This is a genomic window from Kineococcus xinjiangensis, from assembly GCF_002934625.1.
GTDB lineage: Bacteria > Actinomycetota > Actinomycetes > Actinomycetales > Kineococcaceae > Kineococcus_A > Kineococcus_A xinjiangensis.
Window position 1 is genome coordinate 93,450 of record NZ_PTJD01000004.1, and the last position, 18,215, is coordinate 111,664.

Annotated in this window: 7 protein-coding genes; 1 reads left to right on the forward strand and 6 read right to left on the reverse strand. The window is 77.7% G+C overall.

Annotated features, from left to right (window positions below; all coding sequences use genetic code 11):
* Positions 1-4: 4 nt before the first annotated feature.
* The 3 genes from CLV92_RS06990 to CLV92_RS07000 are packed head-to-tail and all read right to left on the reverse strand — an operon-like array spanning position 5 to position 9,677.
* A complete protein-coding gene (locus CLV92_RS06990; protein WP_104432101.1) occupies positions 5-712 on the reverse strand; it encodes a 4'-phosphopantetheinyl transferase family protein in 708 nt (235 codons plus the stop codon).
* On the reverse strand, positions 709-4,638 hold the full coding sequence (locus CLV92_RS06995; RefSeq protein ID WP_158257159.1) for a non-ribosomal peptide synthetase: 3,930 nt from the start codon (positions 4,636-4,638) through the stop codon (positions 709-711). The genes CLV92_RS06990 and CLV92_RS06995 overlap by 4 nt, the downstream gene beginning before the upstream one ends.
* Positions 4,639-4,664: 26 nt before the next feature.
* A complete protein-coding gene (locus CLV92_RS07000; RefSeq protein ID WP_158257160.1) occupies positions 4,665-9,677 on the reverse strand; it encodes a non-ribosomal peptide synthetase in 5,013 nt (1,670 codons plus the stop codon).
* 160 nt (positions 9,678-9,837) lie between these two features.
* On the opposite strand from CLV92_RS07000, the gene CLV92_RS07005 reads away from it, so the two are divergent.
* On the forward strand, positions 9,838-11,535 hold the full coding sequence (locus CLV92_RS07005) for an ATP-binding cassette domain-containing protein (protein WP_146099444.1): 1,698 nt from the start codon (positions 9,838-9,840) through the stop codon (positions 11,533-11,535).
* A gap of 128 nt (positions 11,536-11,663) precedes the next feature.
* Here the strand turns inward: CLV92_RS07005 and CLV92_RS07010 are convergent, their stop codons facing one another.
* The 3 genes from CLV92_RS07010 to uca are packed head-to-tail and all read right to left on the reverse strand — an operon-like array spanning position 11,664 to position 18,199.
* Positions 11,664-12,854, reverse strand: a complete 1,191-nt coding sequence (locus tag CLV92_RS07010; RefSeq protein WP_104432105.1) for an aminotransferase class I/II-fold pyridoxal phosphate-dependent enzyme — start codon at positions 12,852-12,854, stop codon at positions 11,664-11,666.
* Positions 12,855-12,863: 9 nt separating this feature from the next.
* Complete coding sequence (atzF, locus tag CLV92_RS07015) at positions 12,864-14,633, reverse strand: allophanate hydrolase (RefSeq protein WP_245886524.1); 1,770 nt, start codon at positions 14,631-14,633, stop codon at positions 12,864-12,866.
* Positions 14,630-18,199 carry an urea carboxylase gene (gene uca, locus CLV92_RS07020; RefSeq protein ID WP_104432106.1) on the reverse strand — a complete coding sequence of 1,190 codons (3,570 nt, stop codon included), beginning with the start codon at positions 18,197-18,199 and terminating at the stop codon, positions 14,630-14,632. The genes atzF and uca overlap by 4 nt, the downstream gene beginning before the upstream one ends.
* Positions 18,200-18,215 lie beyond the last annotated feature (16 nt).

The window sequence follows — 18,215 nt, forward strand, 5'->3', positions numbered from 1 at the left end:
GATCCTAGGGGCGGGTCCCGTCCGGGCCCCGCGGCGGCGGCGCCCCCGCCACGGCCAGCGCCGCGGCGTGGCCCTCGACCGCCACCGCGTCGGTGCGCAGCCCCAGCGCCGCGAGCCCGGCGCCCCCGACCGGCGCGGACGGCACCGCCGCGTCCACGACGAAGCTGCGCAGGTCCCGCTGCAGACCCTCACCGGTGCACTTGAGGACCGCCTCCTTGCGCACCCACGTGTCGAGGAACCTCTCCGGCGCCCGCGCACCACCGGCGGCGATCCAGGCGTGCTCCGCCGGCGCCAGCAGCTCGGCGCTCACGACCAGCGCGTCCGGCGGCCCCGGACGCCGCTCCACGTCCACCCCCACCGGGCCCGCGGCCACGGCCAGCAGGCCGACGTCGCCGCTGGAGGAGGAGGACACCCACCAGGTCCCACCGGCCGGGCCCCGCGCGCGGCGCGGACCCGCACCGGCGGGCAGCTCGACCCCGGCGGGGGCGCAGTCCGCCACCGAGGCCACCGCGGCGCGCAGCAGCACCCGCCGCGCCAGCAGCCGCCCCGCCTCGACGGGACGCATCCCGGCCACCCGCGCCAGCTCCGCAGCGTCCAGGCGCGCCCCCTCGGCGTCCCCCGCGCACGGCCGCAGCCGCGCCACCCACAACCGCACCCCCGGCACGGGGGCGGGCAGCGGCTCCAGCCGCCCGTCCCCCGCGGCCGGGCTCACCGCGACAGCGCCTCGGCGAGGAGGCGTGCGGTCTGCGCCACCTGAGGGCGGCGCAGCAGGCTGTAGTGGTCCCCCGGGACCGGCACCACGCGCACCGTGCTCGCCACGCGCCCCCAGCCGATGTCGTCGCGGCCGAGCCCCTCCCGCGCGTCCTCCGACGTCAGCACGGTGACGGGGAAGTCCACCGGCGCCATCCGCGTCCTCACGACCGCGAGCCCGTCCTGGTGGGTGCGCACCGCGTGGACCGCCCGCGCCGCGGGGTCGACGCCCCGCCGGGTGCGGGCGCCGAGCACCGCACGGGCGAGGCGGCGGGTGCGGGAGAGGGTCCGGGCGCCGTTCACCAGCCGCAGCCACGGCGTCTGCGACGTCGACGGCGGCGCCACCGTGTCGAGCAGCACCGTCGCCCCCCGCCGCTCCCCGAGGGCGCGCGCCACCTCCACGGCGACCACCCCGGAGGCCGAGTAGCCGAACACGTCCACCGGCCCGCTCGGGAAGCGCTCCAGCAGCACCCGCGCCACGGCCTCGCCCTCCGCGGCGAAGTCGGACGTGACCATGCCCAGGGGCGGCATCGGCCGCATGAGCGTCCACACCGGCCGCTCGCCGTCCAGCTCCTTCAGGTGGTGCTGCAGCACCAGGCTCGTCGCCCCGTCGCGGGCGATGAGCACCGCCGGCGGCAGCGCCCCGCCGGCGTGGACCTGCACCAGCCGGATGCCCTCGCGCTCGACGGGGCTGTCCTGGCCGCCCTGCGCCTCCACGAGCGCGGTGATGCCGCGGATGGTGGAGGTGCCGACGAGCTCCGGCAGCGGGACGAGCACCCCCAGGTGGGTGCTGAGCCGCCCGACGAGCCGGGCCGCGAGCAGGGAGTTGCCCCCGACGGCGAAGAAGTCGTCGTCGGGCCCGAGGTCGTCGTCGCCCAGCAGCTCCTGCACCACCGCCAGCACGGTCTCCTCCAGCGCGGAGCACCGCCCGGCGGCCGGCCTGCGTGCTGCGGGCTGCTGCGCGGCGGCGGAAGCGCGCAGCACCGCCCGGTCCAGCTTGCCGCTGGCCGCGCGCGGCAGCTCCGGCCACGCCACCACCGCGTCGGGCAGCCACGCGACCGGCAGCACCGCCGCCACGGCCTCGCGCACGCCCGCCACCTCCGGGGCCAGGAAGGCGACGAGGCGCCGCTCGGCCCCCTCGCCCAGCACCTCGACGGCGGCCTCCCGCACCCCCGGGACCCCGTGCAGCGCCGCCTCCACCTCGCCCAGCTCGACCCGCTGGCCGCGGAGCTTGACCTGCCGGTCGCGCCTGCCGAGGTACGCGAGCTGGCCGTCCTCCCGCCACCGGACCACGTCCCCCGTCGCGTACCAGCGCAGCGGGCGCCCGGCGTCGTCCTCGCGCACGGAGAACCGCGGGTCCCGCGCCCCGTCGGGGGAGTCGTAGCCGTCGGCGACCGAGGGGCCGCCCAGGTGCAGCTCGCCGGCGACGCCGACGGGCACCCGCCGGCCGTACCGGTCCAGCACGGCCGCCACCGTCCCCGGGTGCGGCCGCCCGATCGGCAGCGGCGAGCCGTCCCGGGCCTCCTCCGGCCCGATGTGCGCCGCGGTGCAGGTCACCACCACCTCGGTGGGGCCGTAGACGTTGAGGAGGGCCGCGTCCGGCAGCACGGCGTGGTGCAGGGCCGCGACCGCGGGCGGCATCACGTCGCCGCCCACGCAGACCCGCCGCAACGACCGCAGCGCCGCGGGCGCGGCGGCCTGCAGCACCGCCTCGTACAGGGCCGGCACGAAGAACGCGTCGGTGGCGCCGTGGCGCTCGACCAGCCGCGCCAGCGCCCCCGGGTCCCCCGCCTCCCGGTCCGCGGGCAGCACGAGCACGCCGCCGGTGGCGAGCACCCAGAACAGGTACACCGACGCGTCGAACGTCAGCGACGACTGCAGCAGGTAGCGCACCCCGGAACCGGCCAGGACCTCCAGGTAGGACTCGATCCGCGCCACCACGGCGCCGTCCGGCACGCGCACCGCCTTCGGCACGCCCGTCGAGCCGGACGTGAACATCACGTAGGCCAGGTCGGCCGGCGTCCGCGACGGCCACGCCGGCCCGGCCGCCGCCGGACCCTCGGCGCGGCCGCCGTCGTCGACGGGGACGACCGCGGCCCCGAGGGCGCCCGCGAGCGCCGCCGCCCACCCGGGCTCGCCGACGACCGCCCCGACGCCCGCCGCCCGTGCCAGCGCCTCCTGCCGGGCCGGCGGGTGGGCGGCGTCCACGGGCAGGAAGGTCGCCCCGGCCCGCAGCACCGCCAGCAGGGACACGACCATGGCGGGCACCCGGCGGCTCGGGACGGCCACCCGGTCACCGGGGCCGACACCGGCGGCCACGAGGCGGGCGGCCAGGGCGTCCGCGCGGTCCAGGAGCTCCCGGCCGGTCAGCGCCTCCGCGGCCCCGACGAGGACCGGGCCCTCCGATGCGGCCAGGCCCTGCCGCACGCGGGTCAGCAGGTCCACGGCGGGCACCGGCGCGGCCTCGCCCTCGAAGCGCCCCACCCGCTCCCGCTCGGCGGCCGGCAGCAGGTCCAGGCAGCCCAGCGGAGCCAACGGCCGTTCGGTGGCGGCGTCCAGCAGCCGGATCGCGGCGGTGACGAGCCGCTCCGCCGCCTCGGCGTCCACCCGGGCGCTGTCGTGCTCCAGGCGCAGCACGAGGTCGCGGCCGCGGCTGACGACCGTCCACGCCAGGTCGGTCTTCGCCCGCCCCAGGGGGACGTCGACGTGGGTGACGGCGGGCCCGCTCCCGCCCAGGGTGAGGTCCTCCTCCCCGTCGAGCCACGTCAGGTAGGTGTGCAGGGGGTCCCCGGCGGCCGGCAGGTGGCCCTCCTGCCGCAGCCGCGCCACGACGTGCTCGAACGGCGGCGGCTGCCGCAGCGCGCCCGTCACCGCGTCGCGGACACCGGCGGCGGCCTCGACGAGGGAGCGGTCGAGCAGTTCCGGCAGGGGCAAGGCCACCGTCTCCACCAGGAAGGAGACGGTGTCCTCGCTGCGCGGCAGGTGCCAGCGCAGGTCCACGGGCACGCCGAGGACGGGCGTGGCGCACCCCGTGGCCTGGGCCAGCGCGGCGCCCACGGCGACGCTGAGGAGGGCGAAGGACGTGACCCCGTGCTCCTCCGCGACCCGGGCCGCCCGGCGGGCGACCGCGGCCGGCACGGTGCGCACGCACCGGGCCGCCGGGCCGGGCGCGCTCGCCGCGGCACCCGTGGCCGGCTGCAGGCGGGCACCCAGGTCCGCACCGGCCAGCGCGGCGGCGTGCGCGGCGACCGCGGCCTCCGACGCCTGCGAGGACTGCAGGGCCCGCACCGCCCGGGCCAGGTCGCGCGGCGAGGCGGGCCGGGCCGGCTCGACGGTCTCGCCGCTGACCGCGGCGTCGTAGCGCTCCCCGAGCTCGTCGACGAGGACGGACAGCGACGTGGCGTCGCAGGCGATGTGGTGGACGACGAGGACGAGGAGGTGGTCCTCCTCGTCCAGGCGCGCCAGACCGGCCCGCCACAACGGCCCCTCCCGCAGCGGGAGCGGGGCGTCGGCCAGCGAGCGGACCCAGGCGCGGGCCTCCTCCCCCAGCTCGTCGCGCCCGCAGCCGTCGGCGGGCGGCAGCTCGGTGGACACCACGGGCGCCGCGAGGCCGTCGTCGAGCACCTGCACGGGGCCCTCCGCGCCCACCTCGACGCGGCTGCGAAGCCACTCGTGCCGGGTCGGCAGGGCGCGCAGCGCGGAGAGCAGCGCCTCGCGCTCCAGCGGCCCGCGCAGCCGCAGCACCACCGCCTCCAGGTACGCGGTGGAGGCGGGCTCCAGCTCCTGGAGGACGAAGAGGCGCTCCTGGTTCGGCGCCAGCACCGCCGGCGCCGCACGCCGCGCCCGGAGGACGGCCGCGAGGCGGGCGCGGCGCTCGGCCTCGCTCACACCGGCAGTGTCCGCCACGGGGGCGCTCACAGCTCGCCCAGCCGGGCCAGCAGGGCCTCCACGTCGTCCGCGCTCAGCTCGTCCAGGCGCGCCAGCGCCTCCTCGACCTGGGCCGCGTCCATCGCGTCCACCTGCAGCGGTGCCGCCGCCCCCGGGGTGGCACCGCTCGCCGCCGCGGCGTCGACCAGCGCCGCCACGTCCCGGATGCGGGGTGCCGCGAGCACGTCCTGCAGCTCCAGGCCGGGATGGAGCTCGGCACGCACCCGGGCCACCATCCGGGCCGCGAGCAGCGAGTGCCCGCCCAGCGCGAAGAACGAGCGGTCGACGGGCGCGGGGCGCCCCAGCAGCTCCGCCCAGAGCTCGGCCAGGCGCTCCTCGGTCGGCGTGGCGGGCGGGCTGCCGCCCTCCAGCGCGCCGTCCAGCGCGAAGGTGCGCGGCAGCCGGTCGCGGGCGATCTTCCCCGCAGTGGTCTCGGGCATCTCCGCCACGACGAGCAGGACGCTCGGCACCATCCACTCCGGCAGCACCGCGAGCAGGCGCTCGCGCAACCGCGCCGGGGTGTGCCCGCCGGCAGCGGCCGCCTCGGGCGTCAGCTCCACCCAGCCGGCGAGGACGGGGTCCCCCGCCCCGAGGTCGACGGCGTCCACCGCGGCGCGGGCCACGCCGTCCAGCCACTCCAGCGCCACCTCCACCTCACCGGGCTCGATCCGGTAGCCGCGCACCTTCAGCTGGGAGTCGCTGCGCCCGACGAGGTCCACCTCGCCCTGCGGGCTCCAGCGGGCCCGGTCGCCCGTGCGGTACCAGCGCCGGCCCTCGACCTCCACGAAGCGCTGCGCGGTGAGGGCCGCGTCGCCGAGGTAGCCGTCGGCCAGCAGGTGGCCGGCCAGCAGCAGCTCGCCCTCCGCCCCGGGCGGCAGGCGGTGCCCGGCCTCGTCGGCCACCCGCGCGCGGACGCCGGCGATGGGCGTGCCGACGGAGACGCGGGGAACCGCCTCGTCGGCGGCCGTGCAGGTGTGGGCGAGGGCCCACACGGTGCTCTCCGTGGGGCCGTACTCGTTGACGAGGGCGGTGCCGGGCAGCAGCGCCCGGTGCGCCCGGACCAGCGACGGGTGGCACGCCTCCCCGCCGAGGGTCACGAGCTCCAGCCCGGCGAGCTGCCCGGGAGCCGCCAGGTCGAGGAGCAGCCGGTAGTGCGACGGCACGATGTCGAGCTGCCCCACCCGGTGGCGCTCGACGAGGTCGGCGAGGCGCTGCGCGTCGAGGCGCTCGTCGTGGCGGCACATCACCACCGTGCCGCCCGTCCACAGGTACCAGGCCAGGATGCCGATCCCCGCGTCGAAGGCGAGGTCGTGCGCGAGCAGGGCCACCCCGGGCCGTTGCGGGTAGGCGCGCAGGCGGGCCGTCGTCGAGGCGGCCAGGGCCGGGTGGCCGACGACGACGCCCTTCGGCTCCCCCGTGCTGCCGGAGGTGTAGAGGACGTAGGCGGCGGCCTCCGGGGTGCCGGCGGGCGCGTCCGGCCACTCCGCGGCGCCCGCGGCGTCCGCGAGGACGTCCGCGTCCACGACCAGCACGGCACCGGCGGAGGCCGCGACGGCCTCCACGCGCCGCTCCGGCTGGTTCAGGCCGATCGGCACGGGCACCGCGCCCAGGCGCCAGCAGGCGACCAGTGCGGCGACGGCGTCCGCGGTCTCGTCCAGCTCCAGCACGACGGTGCTGCCGGCGGTGACGCCGCGCCCGGCCAGCAGCGCGGCGACGGCCCCGGCGCGCGCCCACAGCTGCGCACGGGTCCAGGGCCCGGACCCGTCGACGATGCCCACCGCCCGCGGGTCCTCCGCCGTGCGGGCCCGCAGCTGCGCCAGCACGCTGCCTGGCGCCGGCTCCCCGGGTGCGCCCTCCACCCGGTCCAGCCAGCCGGCCTCGGCCGGGGTGAGCAGGGGCAGGTCCGCGACGGGCTGCGCGGGCGCGTCGAGCGCGGCGGCGAGCAGGTGGAACCAGCGCTGCAGGAGCAGGTCGACGGTGGCGCCGTCGAGCCGCCCGGAGTGCACGGCCTCCACGGCCAGGCCGCCGTCGCGGTGCTCCAGGTACAGGTCGAGCTCCGAGTACGCCATCGCGCTCGGGCGGCTGCGCCGCCGCACGTCGCCGCCGGGGACGCGCAGGTCCGCGGGAGAGGGGTCGAGGAGGTTGAGCAGCACCGGCCCGACGGTGGCGCGCACGCCCTCCGGCAGCGGGCGCAGTGCCAGCTCCAGCGGCAGCCACGCGTGCGCCTCGCCCTCGGCGGCGGCGGCTGCGACCCGGCCCACCAGGTCGGCGAAGGTCGGCGTCCCGGAGACGTCCACCGGCAGCACGCGGGTGTTGATGCAACACCCGACGACGCGGTCCAGCGCCGGCTCCCCGCGCCCGGACGACGGCCCGGTCAGCACCACCTCGGAGCACCCGGACGAGCGCGCCAGCAGCGCCCCCAGGGAGGCGGCCAGCACCGCGTAGGCGGTGGTGCCCAGCGACCTCGCGAGCGCCGTCACCCGGTCCATCGCGGCGGCGGGCAGCGCCGTGGCGACCACCTGGGCGGAGGCGTCGGCCCGCACGGCCGGCGGCCGGTCGAAGGGCAGCATCCGCCCACCGGTCTCGGCGCCGCGCAGGAGCAGGGGCGTCAGGTGCGCGACGGCGGCCTCGGCCCGTGCGGAGGGGCGCTGGGCGGTCCACTCGGCCAGGTCGGCGTACTCCACCGCCGGCTCGGGCAGGTCCTGAGCGTCGCCGCCTGCGCGCACGAGGGCGGTCAGCTCCTCCAGCATCAGCCCCAGGCTCCAGCCGTCGGCGACGGCGTGGTGGACGACGAGGACGAGGGCGGGTCCCGCGCCGCCGGTGCCGGCGACCAGGCCCGCCCGCAGCAGCGGCGCCGCGGACAGGTCGAACGGCTCGGCACCGAAGGCGTCGGCGAGGGCGTCCAGGCCCGCGGCGTCCGCGGCGGCCGGCAGGTCCGCGAACCGGGGCTCGGCGTGCGGGTGCACGACCTGGACCAGGTCCTCCTCCAGGTCGAACGCGGTCCGCAGCGCGGCGTGCCGCTGGACCAGCGCCCGGACGACCCGCCGCAGCAGCGCGGGGTCCGTGCCGGCCGGGAAGGTGAGGATCTCGACGAGGTTGGAGCGGCCCCGGCCTCCGGGGACGTGCTCGAGGTGCCAGAAGGACTCCTGGCGCGGGGTGGCGGGCACCCGCCACACCTGCCCGGCCGGGCGGGGGCGGCGGGCCAGGGGCGGCTCGGGCGCGGCCTGCGGGCGCTCGCGCAGCGCGGCGGCGAGCGTCGCGGGAGTGCGCTGCGCGGCCAGGTCGGCCACGGTGACGTCGAGCCCGAGGGCGCTGCGCAGCCGGGCCACGACGCGCGCGGCGCCGAGGCTCTGCCCGCCCGCGGCGAAGAAGTCGGTGTCGCGGTCGACGGCGCCGCTGCCGGCGCCCAGGACGACGGAGAACGCCGCCGCCACCGCGCGCTCGAGGTCGTCGCGCGGGGCCTCCCCGGTGCCTCCGCCGCGCGGGGCGGCGGGCAGGGCGCGGCGGTCGACCTTGCCGCCGGCGGTGAGGGGCAGCTCGGGCAGGACGACCACGGCACCCGGGCGCAGGTGCGGGGCCAGCCGCGCGGCGAGCGCCTCGGCGACGGCGGCGGGGGTGAGGACGGCCGTGGGCAGGGGGGCGACGTAGGCCACGAGCCGGGCCTCGGCGCCGGAGCGGTCGACCTCGACCGCGGCGGTCGCGACGCCGGGCAGGCCGCCGAGGACGGCCTCGACCTCCTCCGGCTCCACGCGCTGGCCGCGGATCTTGACCTGGCGGTCGCGCCGCCCGCAGAAGTGCAGCAGCCCGTCGCCGTCCCAGCGCACCAGGTCTCCGGTGCGGTACCAGCGCTCACCGGTGTCGGGGTCGCGCTGGAAGGAGGGGTGCTCGGGCAGCCCCGCGTAGCCCTGGGCGACGCAGGGCCCGCCCACCCACAGCTCCCCCGCCTCGCCGGCGGGCACGGGACGCAGCTCGTCGTCGAGGACGGCGAGCGAGGTGTTGGCGTGCGGGCGGCCGATGGGGACGTCGCCGCCCGTCCAGGTGCCGTCGACCTCGAACACGGTCGCGGCGACCGTGACCTCGGTGGGGCCGTAGTCGTTGAAGAGCCGGGCCCGCGGCACGGCGCGGCGGGAGGCGGTCACCAGCTCCGGCGGGAGGACCTCGCCGCCGAGGATGACGGCGCGCACCGACTCCAGGTCGGCGGGGCCGGCGAGCTCGAGCAGGGCCGCGTACCAGGACGGGACGGGCTCGAGGTGGGTGATGCGCTCCTCGCGCACCACCGGGGCCACCAGCCCGGGGTCCCCCGCCACGGCGTCCGGGACGAGGACGAGGGTGCCGCCGCGGGCGAGGGTGGAGAACATGCCCCCGACGGAGCCGTCGAAGCAGAGGGAGCTGTGCAGCAGGTAGCGGCACGGGCCCTCGGTGAGGGCGAGGTAGGAGGCGATGCGGTGCACGACGTTGCCGTGGCTGACCACGACGCCCTTGGGGGTGCCGGTGCTGCCGGAGGTGAACAGCACGTACGCCGTCGCGGACCCGTCGGCGACGGGGCCGGGCTCGGGGTCGGCGTCCTGGTGGCCGGCGGCGGGCGGGGCGTCCACGTCGAGGAGGGCGGTGCCGGCCGGCAGCGCCCCGGCGGCCTTGGGCAGCGCCGCGGCGGGGCCGAGCAGGGCGCGGGCGCCCACCCCCGCGGCGACCGTGCGCCAGTGGGCGCCGGGCGCGGCGGGGTCGACGGGCACGTACGCCGCTCCCACCCGCAGCACGGCCAGCAGTGCCGGGACGAGCGCGGGGACGCGGGAGGCCACCAGCAGCACGGCGTCACCGGCGCCGATCCCGGCGGCGCGCAGCGCCCCGGCGCGCCGGGCGACCTCCGCCTCCAGCTCCCGGTACGTCCAGCGCAGCGCGGAGCCGTCGTCACGGCGGGCGACGAGGGCCTCGTCGTCCGGGTGCGCCGCCGCCGCTGCTGCGGTCAGGTGACTGAGCGCGGGAAACGGCGGCACGAGCACCCGACCGCTGCTCCACTGCGCGTGGACATCCGCGGGTCGGGACCTCAACATCATGGGGAACTCCATCGGCGCACGGCAGGCATCTCTTGACGACGGTAAGCGGCCGTCCATGACCTGTCGGTGACTTCGCGGCGGACTCACCCGAACGAAGGAGCAAGCGTTGACGCAGACGGTGCGCCGGTTGCGGCGGCTGTTCGGCCGGCACCGGGCCCGCTGGTACCTGCTCTCCCTGCTGGTGGTGCTGACCAGCGCCATGGAGGCGCTGGCGGCGGCGCTCGTGTTCGCCCTCGTCAGCCTGCTGGCCTCGGGAACCGTCACGCTGCCGCTGCTGGGGACCTTCACCACCACCGGGGACGACCTCGGGGTGTTCGCGGCGTGCGTGGTCGGCGTCTTCGTGGTGCGGGCCGCCACGGTGGTGCTGCACGACTCGGTGCTGTACCGCCTCTGCTACGGCGCGGGCGCCGAGCTGGAGCAGGAGCTGCTGGGCGGCTACCTGTCCCTGCCCCCGCGGGAGCTGCGCCGCCGGGGCCGCGCCCAGCTGGTGCGCAACGTGCACGACACGGTGATGACGGTCGTGGAGGAGTGCCTGCTGCCGTCGGTGCTGGCCCTCGGCAGCGTCCTGCGGATCGTGGGCATCGTCGCCGTGATGGCGGCGACCTCGCCGGTGGCGACCCTGGTCGCGGGCCTCGTCTTCGCGCCGCTGCTCTGGTTCGTCTCCCACCTCGTCCGCCGCCCGGTGCGACGCCTCGGCGAGGTGGTCGAGGCGTCGCTGGCGGAGAGCCTGCGCACGGCCACGGAGACCCTCGACCTGGCCGGGGAGATCCGGATGGCCGGACGCTCGGAGGACTTCAGCCGCCGCTTCGGCGACGTGCGGCGCCGCATCGCGCGGGCCGGTGGCGCCGAGGAGGTGATCCGGGGCGTGCCGCGCCTGGCGGCCGAGACGGTGCTGGTCCTCTTCGTCGTCGGCTACGCCGGGCTGGCCACGGTCCGCGGCGACGCGGCGGCCGTCCTGCCGACGCTGGGGCTGTTCGCCTACGCGGCGCTGCGGGTGCTGCCCTCCCTCATCGGGCTGGTCGGCCTGGTGCACTCCGTCGCCCTCTCCGCCCCGGCGGTGGAGACCGTCCTCGCGGACGAGGGCCTGCTGCGCGCGGGCGGGCGGGGCCGCGGGGCGGGCCCCGCGCCGGAGCGGATCTCCCTGCGGGGGGTGGGCGTCACGGTGCCGGAGACGGGCCGCACGGTGCTGCGCGACGTCGACCTGGACCTGCACCGCGGTGACGTGGTCGCCGTGGTGGGGCCCAACGGCGCGGGCAAGTCGACCCTCGTGGACGTCCTCGCGGGGGCCCTGGCACCGGCCGCCGGCTCGGTGAGCGCGGACGGGCGCCCGCTGGAGGAGCTCGGCGCGGAGTGGGCCGCGCAGGTGGCGATGGTGCCGCAGCACGTCCACCTGCTCGACTCCGACGTGCTGACCAACATCACGCTGGACCTGTCGGGGCGCTCGGCGCAGGATCCGCGGGTGGCGGAGGTCGTGCGCGCCGTCGGCCTGCAGCCGGTCATCGACCGGCTCGAGGGCCGGACCGTCGGCGAGGACGGGCGGATGCTGTCGGGGGGCGAGCGCCAGCGGGTGGCCGTCGCCAGGGCGCTGCACCGCCGCGCCGGGGTGCTGCTCGTCGACGAGGGGACCTCCGCGCTGGACACCACCGCGCGCGCCGCCATCGCTGAGCTGGTCGCGGTCGGGCGCGAGGACCGGATCACCGTGCTCGTCACCCACGACCCGGAGCTGGCCCGCACCTGCAGCCGGGTGGTGCGGGTGGAGGGCGGGCGCGCGTGGGCCGTGGAGCCGGTCGCCGGGCCGTCCTGAGGCTGCCGGGCCGGGCGCGACGCTGAGCACCAGGCTCGCGGCGGTGAAGCCCGGCAGGGTGGCGACGTCGGGCCTCCCCCGACGCCGGCCGGCCCGCCCCCGCACGTCACCGCGGTCGTGCGGCCGCCTCAGCCGCGCAGCAGCGGCAGCCCCGCCCGGATCTGCCGGATGCCCTGGGCGATGCGCTGCTCGTTCTCGATGAGCGCGAAGCGCACGAAGGAGTCGCCCTCCGGCCCGAAACCCACGCCCGGCGAGACGGCGACGTCGGCGTCGGTGACGAGCAGCTTCGCGAAGTCGATGGAGCCGAGGTCGCGGTACTGCTCGGGGATCGGCGCCCACGCGAACATCGTCCCCCGCGGCTTCTCGACCTCCCAGCCGATGCGCGCGAGGCCGTCGATGAGGGCGTTGCGCCGCGACTCGTAGACGGCGTTGACCTCCGCCGGGTAGTCCGCCGCCTCGTTCATGGTGACCGTCGCGGCGATCTGCACCGGCTGGAACGTGCCGTAGTCCAGGTAGCTCTTGAGCTTGGCCAGGGCCGCGACGACCTCGCGGTTGCCGGCGAGGAACGCCACCCGCCAGCCGGCCATGGAGAACGACTTCGTCATCGAGTACAGCTCCACGGCGCAGTCCTTCGCGCCCTCGCACTGCAGGATCGAGGGCGGGCGCCAGCCGTCGAAGGCGACGTCGGCGTAGGCGAAGTCGTGGACGAGCACGACGTCACGCTCCCGCGCCCAGTCCACCAGCCGCTGCAGGTCGGCGAGCTCGACCGTGGCGGTGGTGGGGTTGTGCGGGAAGGAGCAGACGACGACGCGGGGGCGGGGCCAGCCGCGCTCCCACGTCTCGATGACCCCGTCGATGTAGGCGGCCCCGCCGCCCTCGCCGGAGCCGATCGGCACCTGCCGCGCGTCCGCCCCGGCGAAGTAGGGGCCCCAGATGTGGATGGGGTACGACGGGGAGGGGACGAGGGCGGCGTCGCCGGGCTGCAGCAGCACCCACATGAGGTGGCTGAACCCCTCCTTGGCCCCGATGGTGTAGATGACCTCGCTCTCCGGGTCCAGCTCCACGCCCCACTGCCGGCGGTAGAGGGCCGCCGCGGCCTCGCGCAGCTTGGGGATGCCGCGGCTGGCGGAGTAGCGGTGGTTGCGGGAGTTGCGCGCCGCCTCGGCCAGCTTCTCCACCGCGATGTCCGGGGAGGGGATGTCGGGATTGCCGAAGCCGAGGTCCACCACGTCGCGGCCGGCTCGCCGGGCCTCCCGCTTGAGCCCGTCGATGATGGTGAAGACGTAGGGCGGCAGGCCTGCGATGCGGCGGAACTCCATCGCCCGAGCCTATCCGCGCGGGATCACCGGCGGCCCGTCTCCCCGCAGGTGCGCCCGCCAGCCCCCGGCTGCGGTGATGTCGACGGCGTCCTCGAAGGCGAGGGGCTCGGCGAGGAACCCCGTCACCCGCCGGCCGTCGGCCAGCAGCACCGGCCCGAGCGCCATCGGCGGCGGCAGTGCGGCCAGGAACGCCCCGAGCCGCGCGGCGGGCACCTCCCACAGCTCCCCCGGCACCTGCGCGCCGCCGGAGCGGACCCGCCGCAGGCCCGGCTTCGGCGGGACGGTCTCCAGCGCGTGCAGCTCGTACCGCGCCGCGGTGGCCACCGGGCCCAGCCAGCGAGCCCCGGCGCCCGCGAGCTCGTGCTCGAGCGGCTGCCCGCGCAGGTGGGCGCCGACGACGAACAGCGGCAGCCCGTCCCCCGTGGCCGCCTGCGGCGCGGCGGGGTCCGCGGGGCGCAGCGCGGCGACCCCGCCGAGGGCGATGCGCTCGGCGACGTCGGCCGCGACGTGGTCGCCGAACGCGGGGGCCATGACGGTGACGCCGACGTGCCCGCCGTCGGCGCGGCCCGCCGGCACCGCGACGGCGGCGAGGTCGAGGAGGTTCGTGAACGTCGTGAACGTCCCGAGGGCGGCGTTGACCCCCACCGGGTCGGCGGCGACGTCGGCGACGAGCGGATGCCCGGTGGTGGTGGGCAGCAGCAGCACGTCGATCCCGGCGAACACCGCCGCCGTCTCCGCGCGCAGGGCGTCCAGCCGCTCCCGGTCCCGCACGTACCGGGCGGCCGTCACGTCCCGGGCGGCGCCGACGATCCCCGCCACGACGGGGTCGAGGCCCGCCACCTGCGACTCCAGGGCCTCGCCGACGGCGGCGTAGCGCTCCGCGACGAAGGCGCCGCCGTAGAGCAGGCGGCCCGCCGCGAGGAACGGCTCGGGGTCCACCGGCACCGCCACCGCGCCGGCCGCGAGGGCGCGGGTGACCGCCGCGGCGTAGGCGGCGCGGGCGGCCGGGGACAGCTGGGGCAGCGCCGTCGCCGCCACCACCCCCACCCGCACGGCGGCGGGTGCGGCCAGCGGGGCCGAGGCGGGCCGGGGACGGCTCGTGGGGTCCGCCGGGTCGGGCCCCGCCATCACCGCCAGCACCCTGCGGGCGAGCGCCACATCGGGGGTGAAGGCCGTGACGCAGTCGAAGGAGCGGCACGCGGGCACCACGCCCGTGACCGGCACCAGTCCCACGGTCGGCTTGAGCCCCACCACGCCCTGCAGCGCCGCCGGCACCCGGCCGGAGCCGGCGGTGTCGGTGCCCAGGGCGAAGTCCACGACGCCCAGCGCCACGGCGACGGCCGAGCCCGAGCTGGACCCGCCGGAGATCCGGTCCGGCCGCTCGGCGTCGCGCACCGCGCCGTAGGGGCTGCGGGTGCCGACGAGACCGGTGGCGAACTGGTCCAGGTTCGTCTTCCCGACGACGACGGCGCCGGCGTCGACGAGGCGCTGCACGGCGGTGGCCGAGCGGAGGACGGTGCGCTCGTAGCCGGGGCAGGCCGCCGTCGTGGGCATCCCGGCGACGTCGACGTTGTCCTTGACGGCGAAGACGGTCCCGGCCAGCGGCAGGTCCTCCCCCGCCGCGACGCGCTCGTCGACCCGTGCCGCCTCGGCGAGGGCCCCCGCCCGGTCCCGGACGGTGATCCACACCTCGGGGCGGCCGGAGGCGGCCAGCGCCTCGTACGCGGCGAGGACCCGGGCGGAGCTGGTGCCCGTCAGGACGTCGGCGGCGGCGCTCACGCGGCCACCTCGCGCAGCACCATCAGCGGGGTCCCGGGAGCGACCTGGCGGCCGGGCGCCACGAGCACGTCGGTCACCTCGACGTCGGCGTGGGCGCTGAGCACCGTCTCCATCTTCATGGCCTCCAGGGCGAGCAGGGGCGAGCCGGCGCCGATGCGGTCGCCGGGGCGGACGTCGACGCGCCAGACGCTGGACGTGAACGGCGCTTCCAGCAGCACGGCGCCGTCGGGCAGGTCGTAGGAGCCGCCCTCGGCGACGGCCTCGGGTTCGGGCCGGGGGTCGAACTCCCCCGCCGCCTCCCACGCGGCGCGCTCCACCCCGAACGCGGCGTCCTGGTGCGCCTGGAACGCCGAGATCGAGGAGGCGTTGGCCCGCAGGAACTCCTGGTGCTCCCGCATCCGGAACACCCCGTCCGTCGCGTCGTGGCGCGCCCTGCCCGCCGCGACGTCGGCGCGCAGGTCGAGCAGTTCCTCCGCACCGACGGGGTACCAGGAGATGCGGTCGAAGAAGCGCAGGTGCCACGGCTCGCGCGGCTGGTGGCCCTTGGGGTAGCGGGTCCAGACCTGTGTGGTGCGGCCCACGAACTGGTACCCGCCGGGACCCTCCATGCCGTAGATGCAGAGGTAGGCACCGCCGAGGCCGACGGCGTTCTCGGGGGTCCAGGTGCGGGCCGGGTTGTACTTCGTGGTGCGCAGGCGGTGGCGCGGGTCGAGCGGGGTGGCGACGGGCGCCCCGAGGTAGACGTCCCCGAGGCCGAGGACGAGGTACTCGGCGTCGAAGACGACCCGGTGCACGTCGTCGACGGAGTCGAGGCCGTTGGCGCGGCGGATGAACTCGATGTTCCACGGGCACCAGGGGGCGTCGTCGCGCACACCGGCCATGTAGCGGGCGATGGCCTCACGGGTGGCGGGGTCGTCCCACGACAGGGGCAGGCGGACGTGCCGGCTGGGCACCTCCAGGTCGGCCACGGCGGGCAGGTCGTCCTCGACGGCCTGCAGGGCGCCGAGGAGGCGGCGGGGGTCGAGGACCTCGGGGTCGACGTGGACCTGGAGGGAGCGGATGCCGGGCGTGACGTCCACGACGCCCGCCAGCCCCTCCGAGGCCAGGCGCTCCGACAGGGCGTGCACGCGGGCACGCAGCCCAAGGTCGAGGACCATGGGGCCGTACTCGACGAGCACGTTGTCGTCCCCGGAGCGCCGGTACGTCACCTCGGGCGCGTCACCGGTCCCGGGGCGGCGGGCCAGCACCCCGTCGTCGCCGTCACCGCGGCCGGTGAGCCGCGGCGCGCCGCGCAGGGAGCGCAGGGCCGGTGCCTCCGCGGCGCGCACCGGCACGAACCGCACCGCGTCGCCGGGGCGCAGCTGACCGAGCTTCCAGCGCTCCCCGGTGACGACCGTGACGGGGCACACGAAACCCCCGAGGCTCGGCCCGTCGGGGCCCAGCAGGATCGGGGTGTCGCCGGTGAAGTCCAGCGCCCCGACCGAGTACGGGGTGTCGTGGATGTTGCTGGGGTGCAGACCGGCCTCGCCGCCGTCGGGGCGGGCCCACGCGGGCTTCGGGCCGACCAGGCGGACGCCGGTGCGGGAGGAGTTGAAGTGGACCAGGTACTCGGAGGCGTACAGCGTCTCCACGTCGGCGCGGGTGAAGAACTCCGGTGCGGCGTGCGGGCCCTCGGTGACGCGCAGCTCCCACTCCGCCCCCAGCAGCGGCCGGTCCCCGGCGGGGACGACGCCAGTGGGGCCGGTGGTGCCGCCGGCCGGGCGCAGCACGTCACCGGTGACGAGCGTCCGCCCGGCGTGCCCGCCGAACCCGCCGAGGGTGAACGTCGCCGCGCTGTCCAGGTAGGCGGGCACGTCGAGGCCGCCGGCGACGAGGACGTAGGTCCGCAGCCCCGGGCCGGGGGCCGCGCCGACGTCGAGGACCTGCCCCGGCAGGACGGCGACGGGCTCCCACATCGGGACGGGCCGCCCGTCGACGGTGGCGGGCGCGGCGGCCCCGGTGATGCACACGGTCGCGGCGGCGGAGAACCGCAGGGCAGGCCCGGCGAGGGTGCACTCCAGACCGGGCGCACCCTCGGGGTTGCCGAGCGCGAGGTTGCCCAGCCGGAAGGAGCGGTCGTCCATCGGCCCCGACGGCGGGACCCCGACCTGCCACAGGCCGAGCCGTCCCGGCCAGTCCTGCACGGTCGTCAGCGTCCCCGGCCGCAGGACCTCGATGCGCGGGGAGGGGTCGACGACCCGCTCCAGCGTCTTCGTCGTGTGCTCGGCCGCGGCGATCTCGGGGGCGCTTCCGAGGGCGCGGAGCTGCCCGAGGTTCGTGTCGAGCCCGTCGACGCGGGTGGCGTCGAGCGCCTCCGTGAGGCGGGCGAAGGCGGTGGCGCGGTCGCCGGCGTGGGCGACCACCTTGGCGAGCATGGGGTCGTAGTTCCCGGTGACCTCGGTGCCGGTCTCCACCCACGTGTCCACGCGGATCCCCTCACCCGCGGGCCACTGCACGCGGCTGGCGGTTCCGGTGCCGGGGCGGTAGCCGCGTGCCGGGTCCTCGGCGTAGACCCGCGCCTCGACGGCGTGACCGCGGGGTGCGGGGGCGGGCCGGTCGAACATGCCCGCGTCGCCCTGCGCCAGCCGCAGCATCCACTCCACGAGGTCGATGCCGAGGACGGCCTCGGTGACGGGGTGCTCGACCTGCAGGCGCGCGTTGACCTCCAGGAACGACGTCTCGCCCCGGTCGGCGTCGTAGACGAGTTCCACCGTCCCCGCGGAGCGGTAGGACACCGACTCCCCGAGCCTGCGCGCGGCGGCGTGCACCTGCTCGCGCAGCGCGTCGGGCAGGTTGGGGGCCGGGGCCTCCTCGACCACCTTCTGGTTGCGCCGCTGCAGCGTGCAGTCCCGGTCCCCGAGGACGAGGACGCGCCCGGCGCCGTCGCCGAAGACCTGCACCTCCAGGTGGCGGGCGTGCTCGACGAACCGCTCGAGGAACACCCCGGTCGAGGCGAAGCTCGCCGACGCGGTGCGCTGCACCGACTCGAAGGCGGCGCGCAGCTCGTCGGCGTTCCAGCAGGCCCGCATCCCGATCCCGCCGCCACCACCGGTGGCCTTGAGGATGACGGGGTATCCGATGGTCTCCGCGGCGGCCACGGCCTCGTCGAGGTCCGCCAGCAGTTCCGTGCCCGCCGACATCGGCAGCCCCGCGGCGCGGGCAAGGCGGCGCGCGGTGTGCTTGGCGCCGAAGGCCTCCAGGTGCTCCGGCGCCGGGCCGACGAAGCGGGCGCCGGCGGCCTCGACGGCCCGCGCGAAGGCGGCGTCCTCCGAGAGGAAGCCGTACCCGGGGTGGACGGCCCACGCGCCCGTCGCCTCGACCGCCGCGAGGAGGCGGTCCACGGCGAGGTAGCTCTCCCGCACCGGCGACGGCCCCAGGTGGAACGCCGTGTCGGCCTCCCGCACGTGGGGGGCGCCGCGGTCGGCGTCGGAGAAGACGGCCGCGGTGCGCAGGCCCATGGCCCGTGCGGTCCGCAGGATGCGGCGGGCGATCTCGCCCCGGTTGGCGACGAGCAGGGTTTCGGGCACGTTCCGGTCCTTCCAG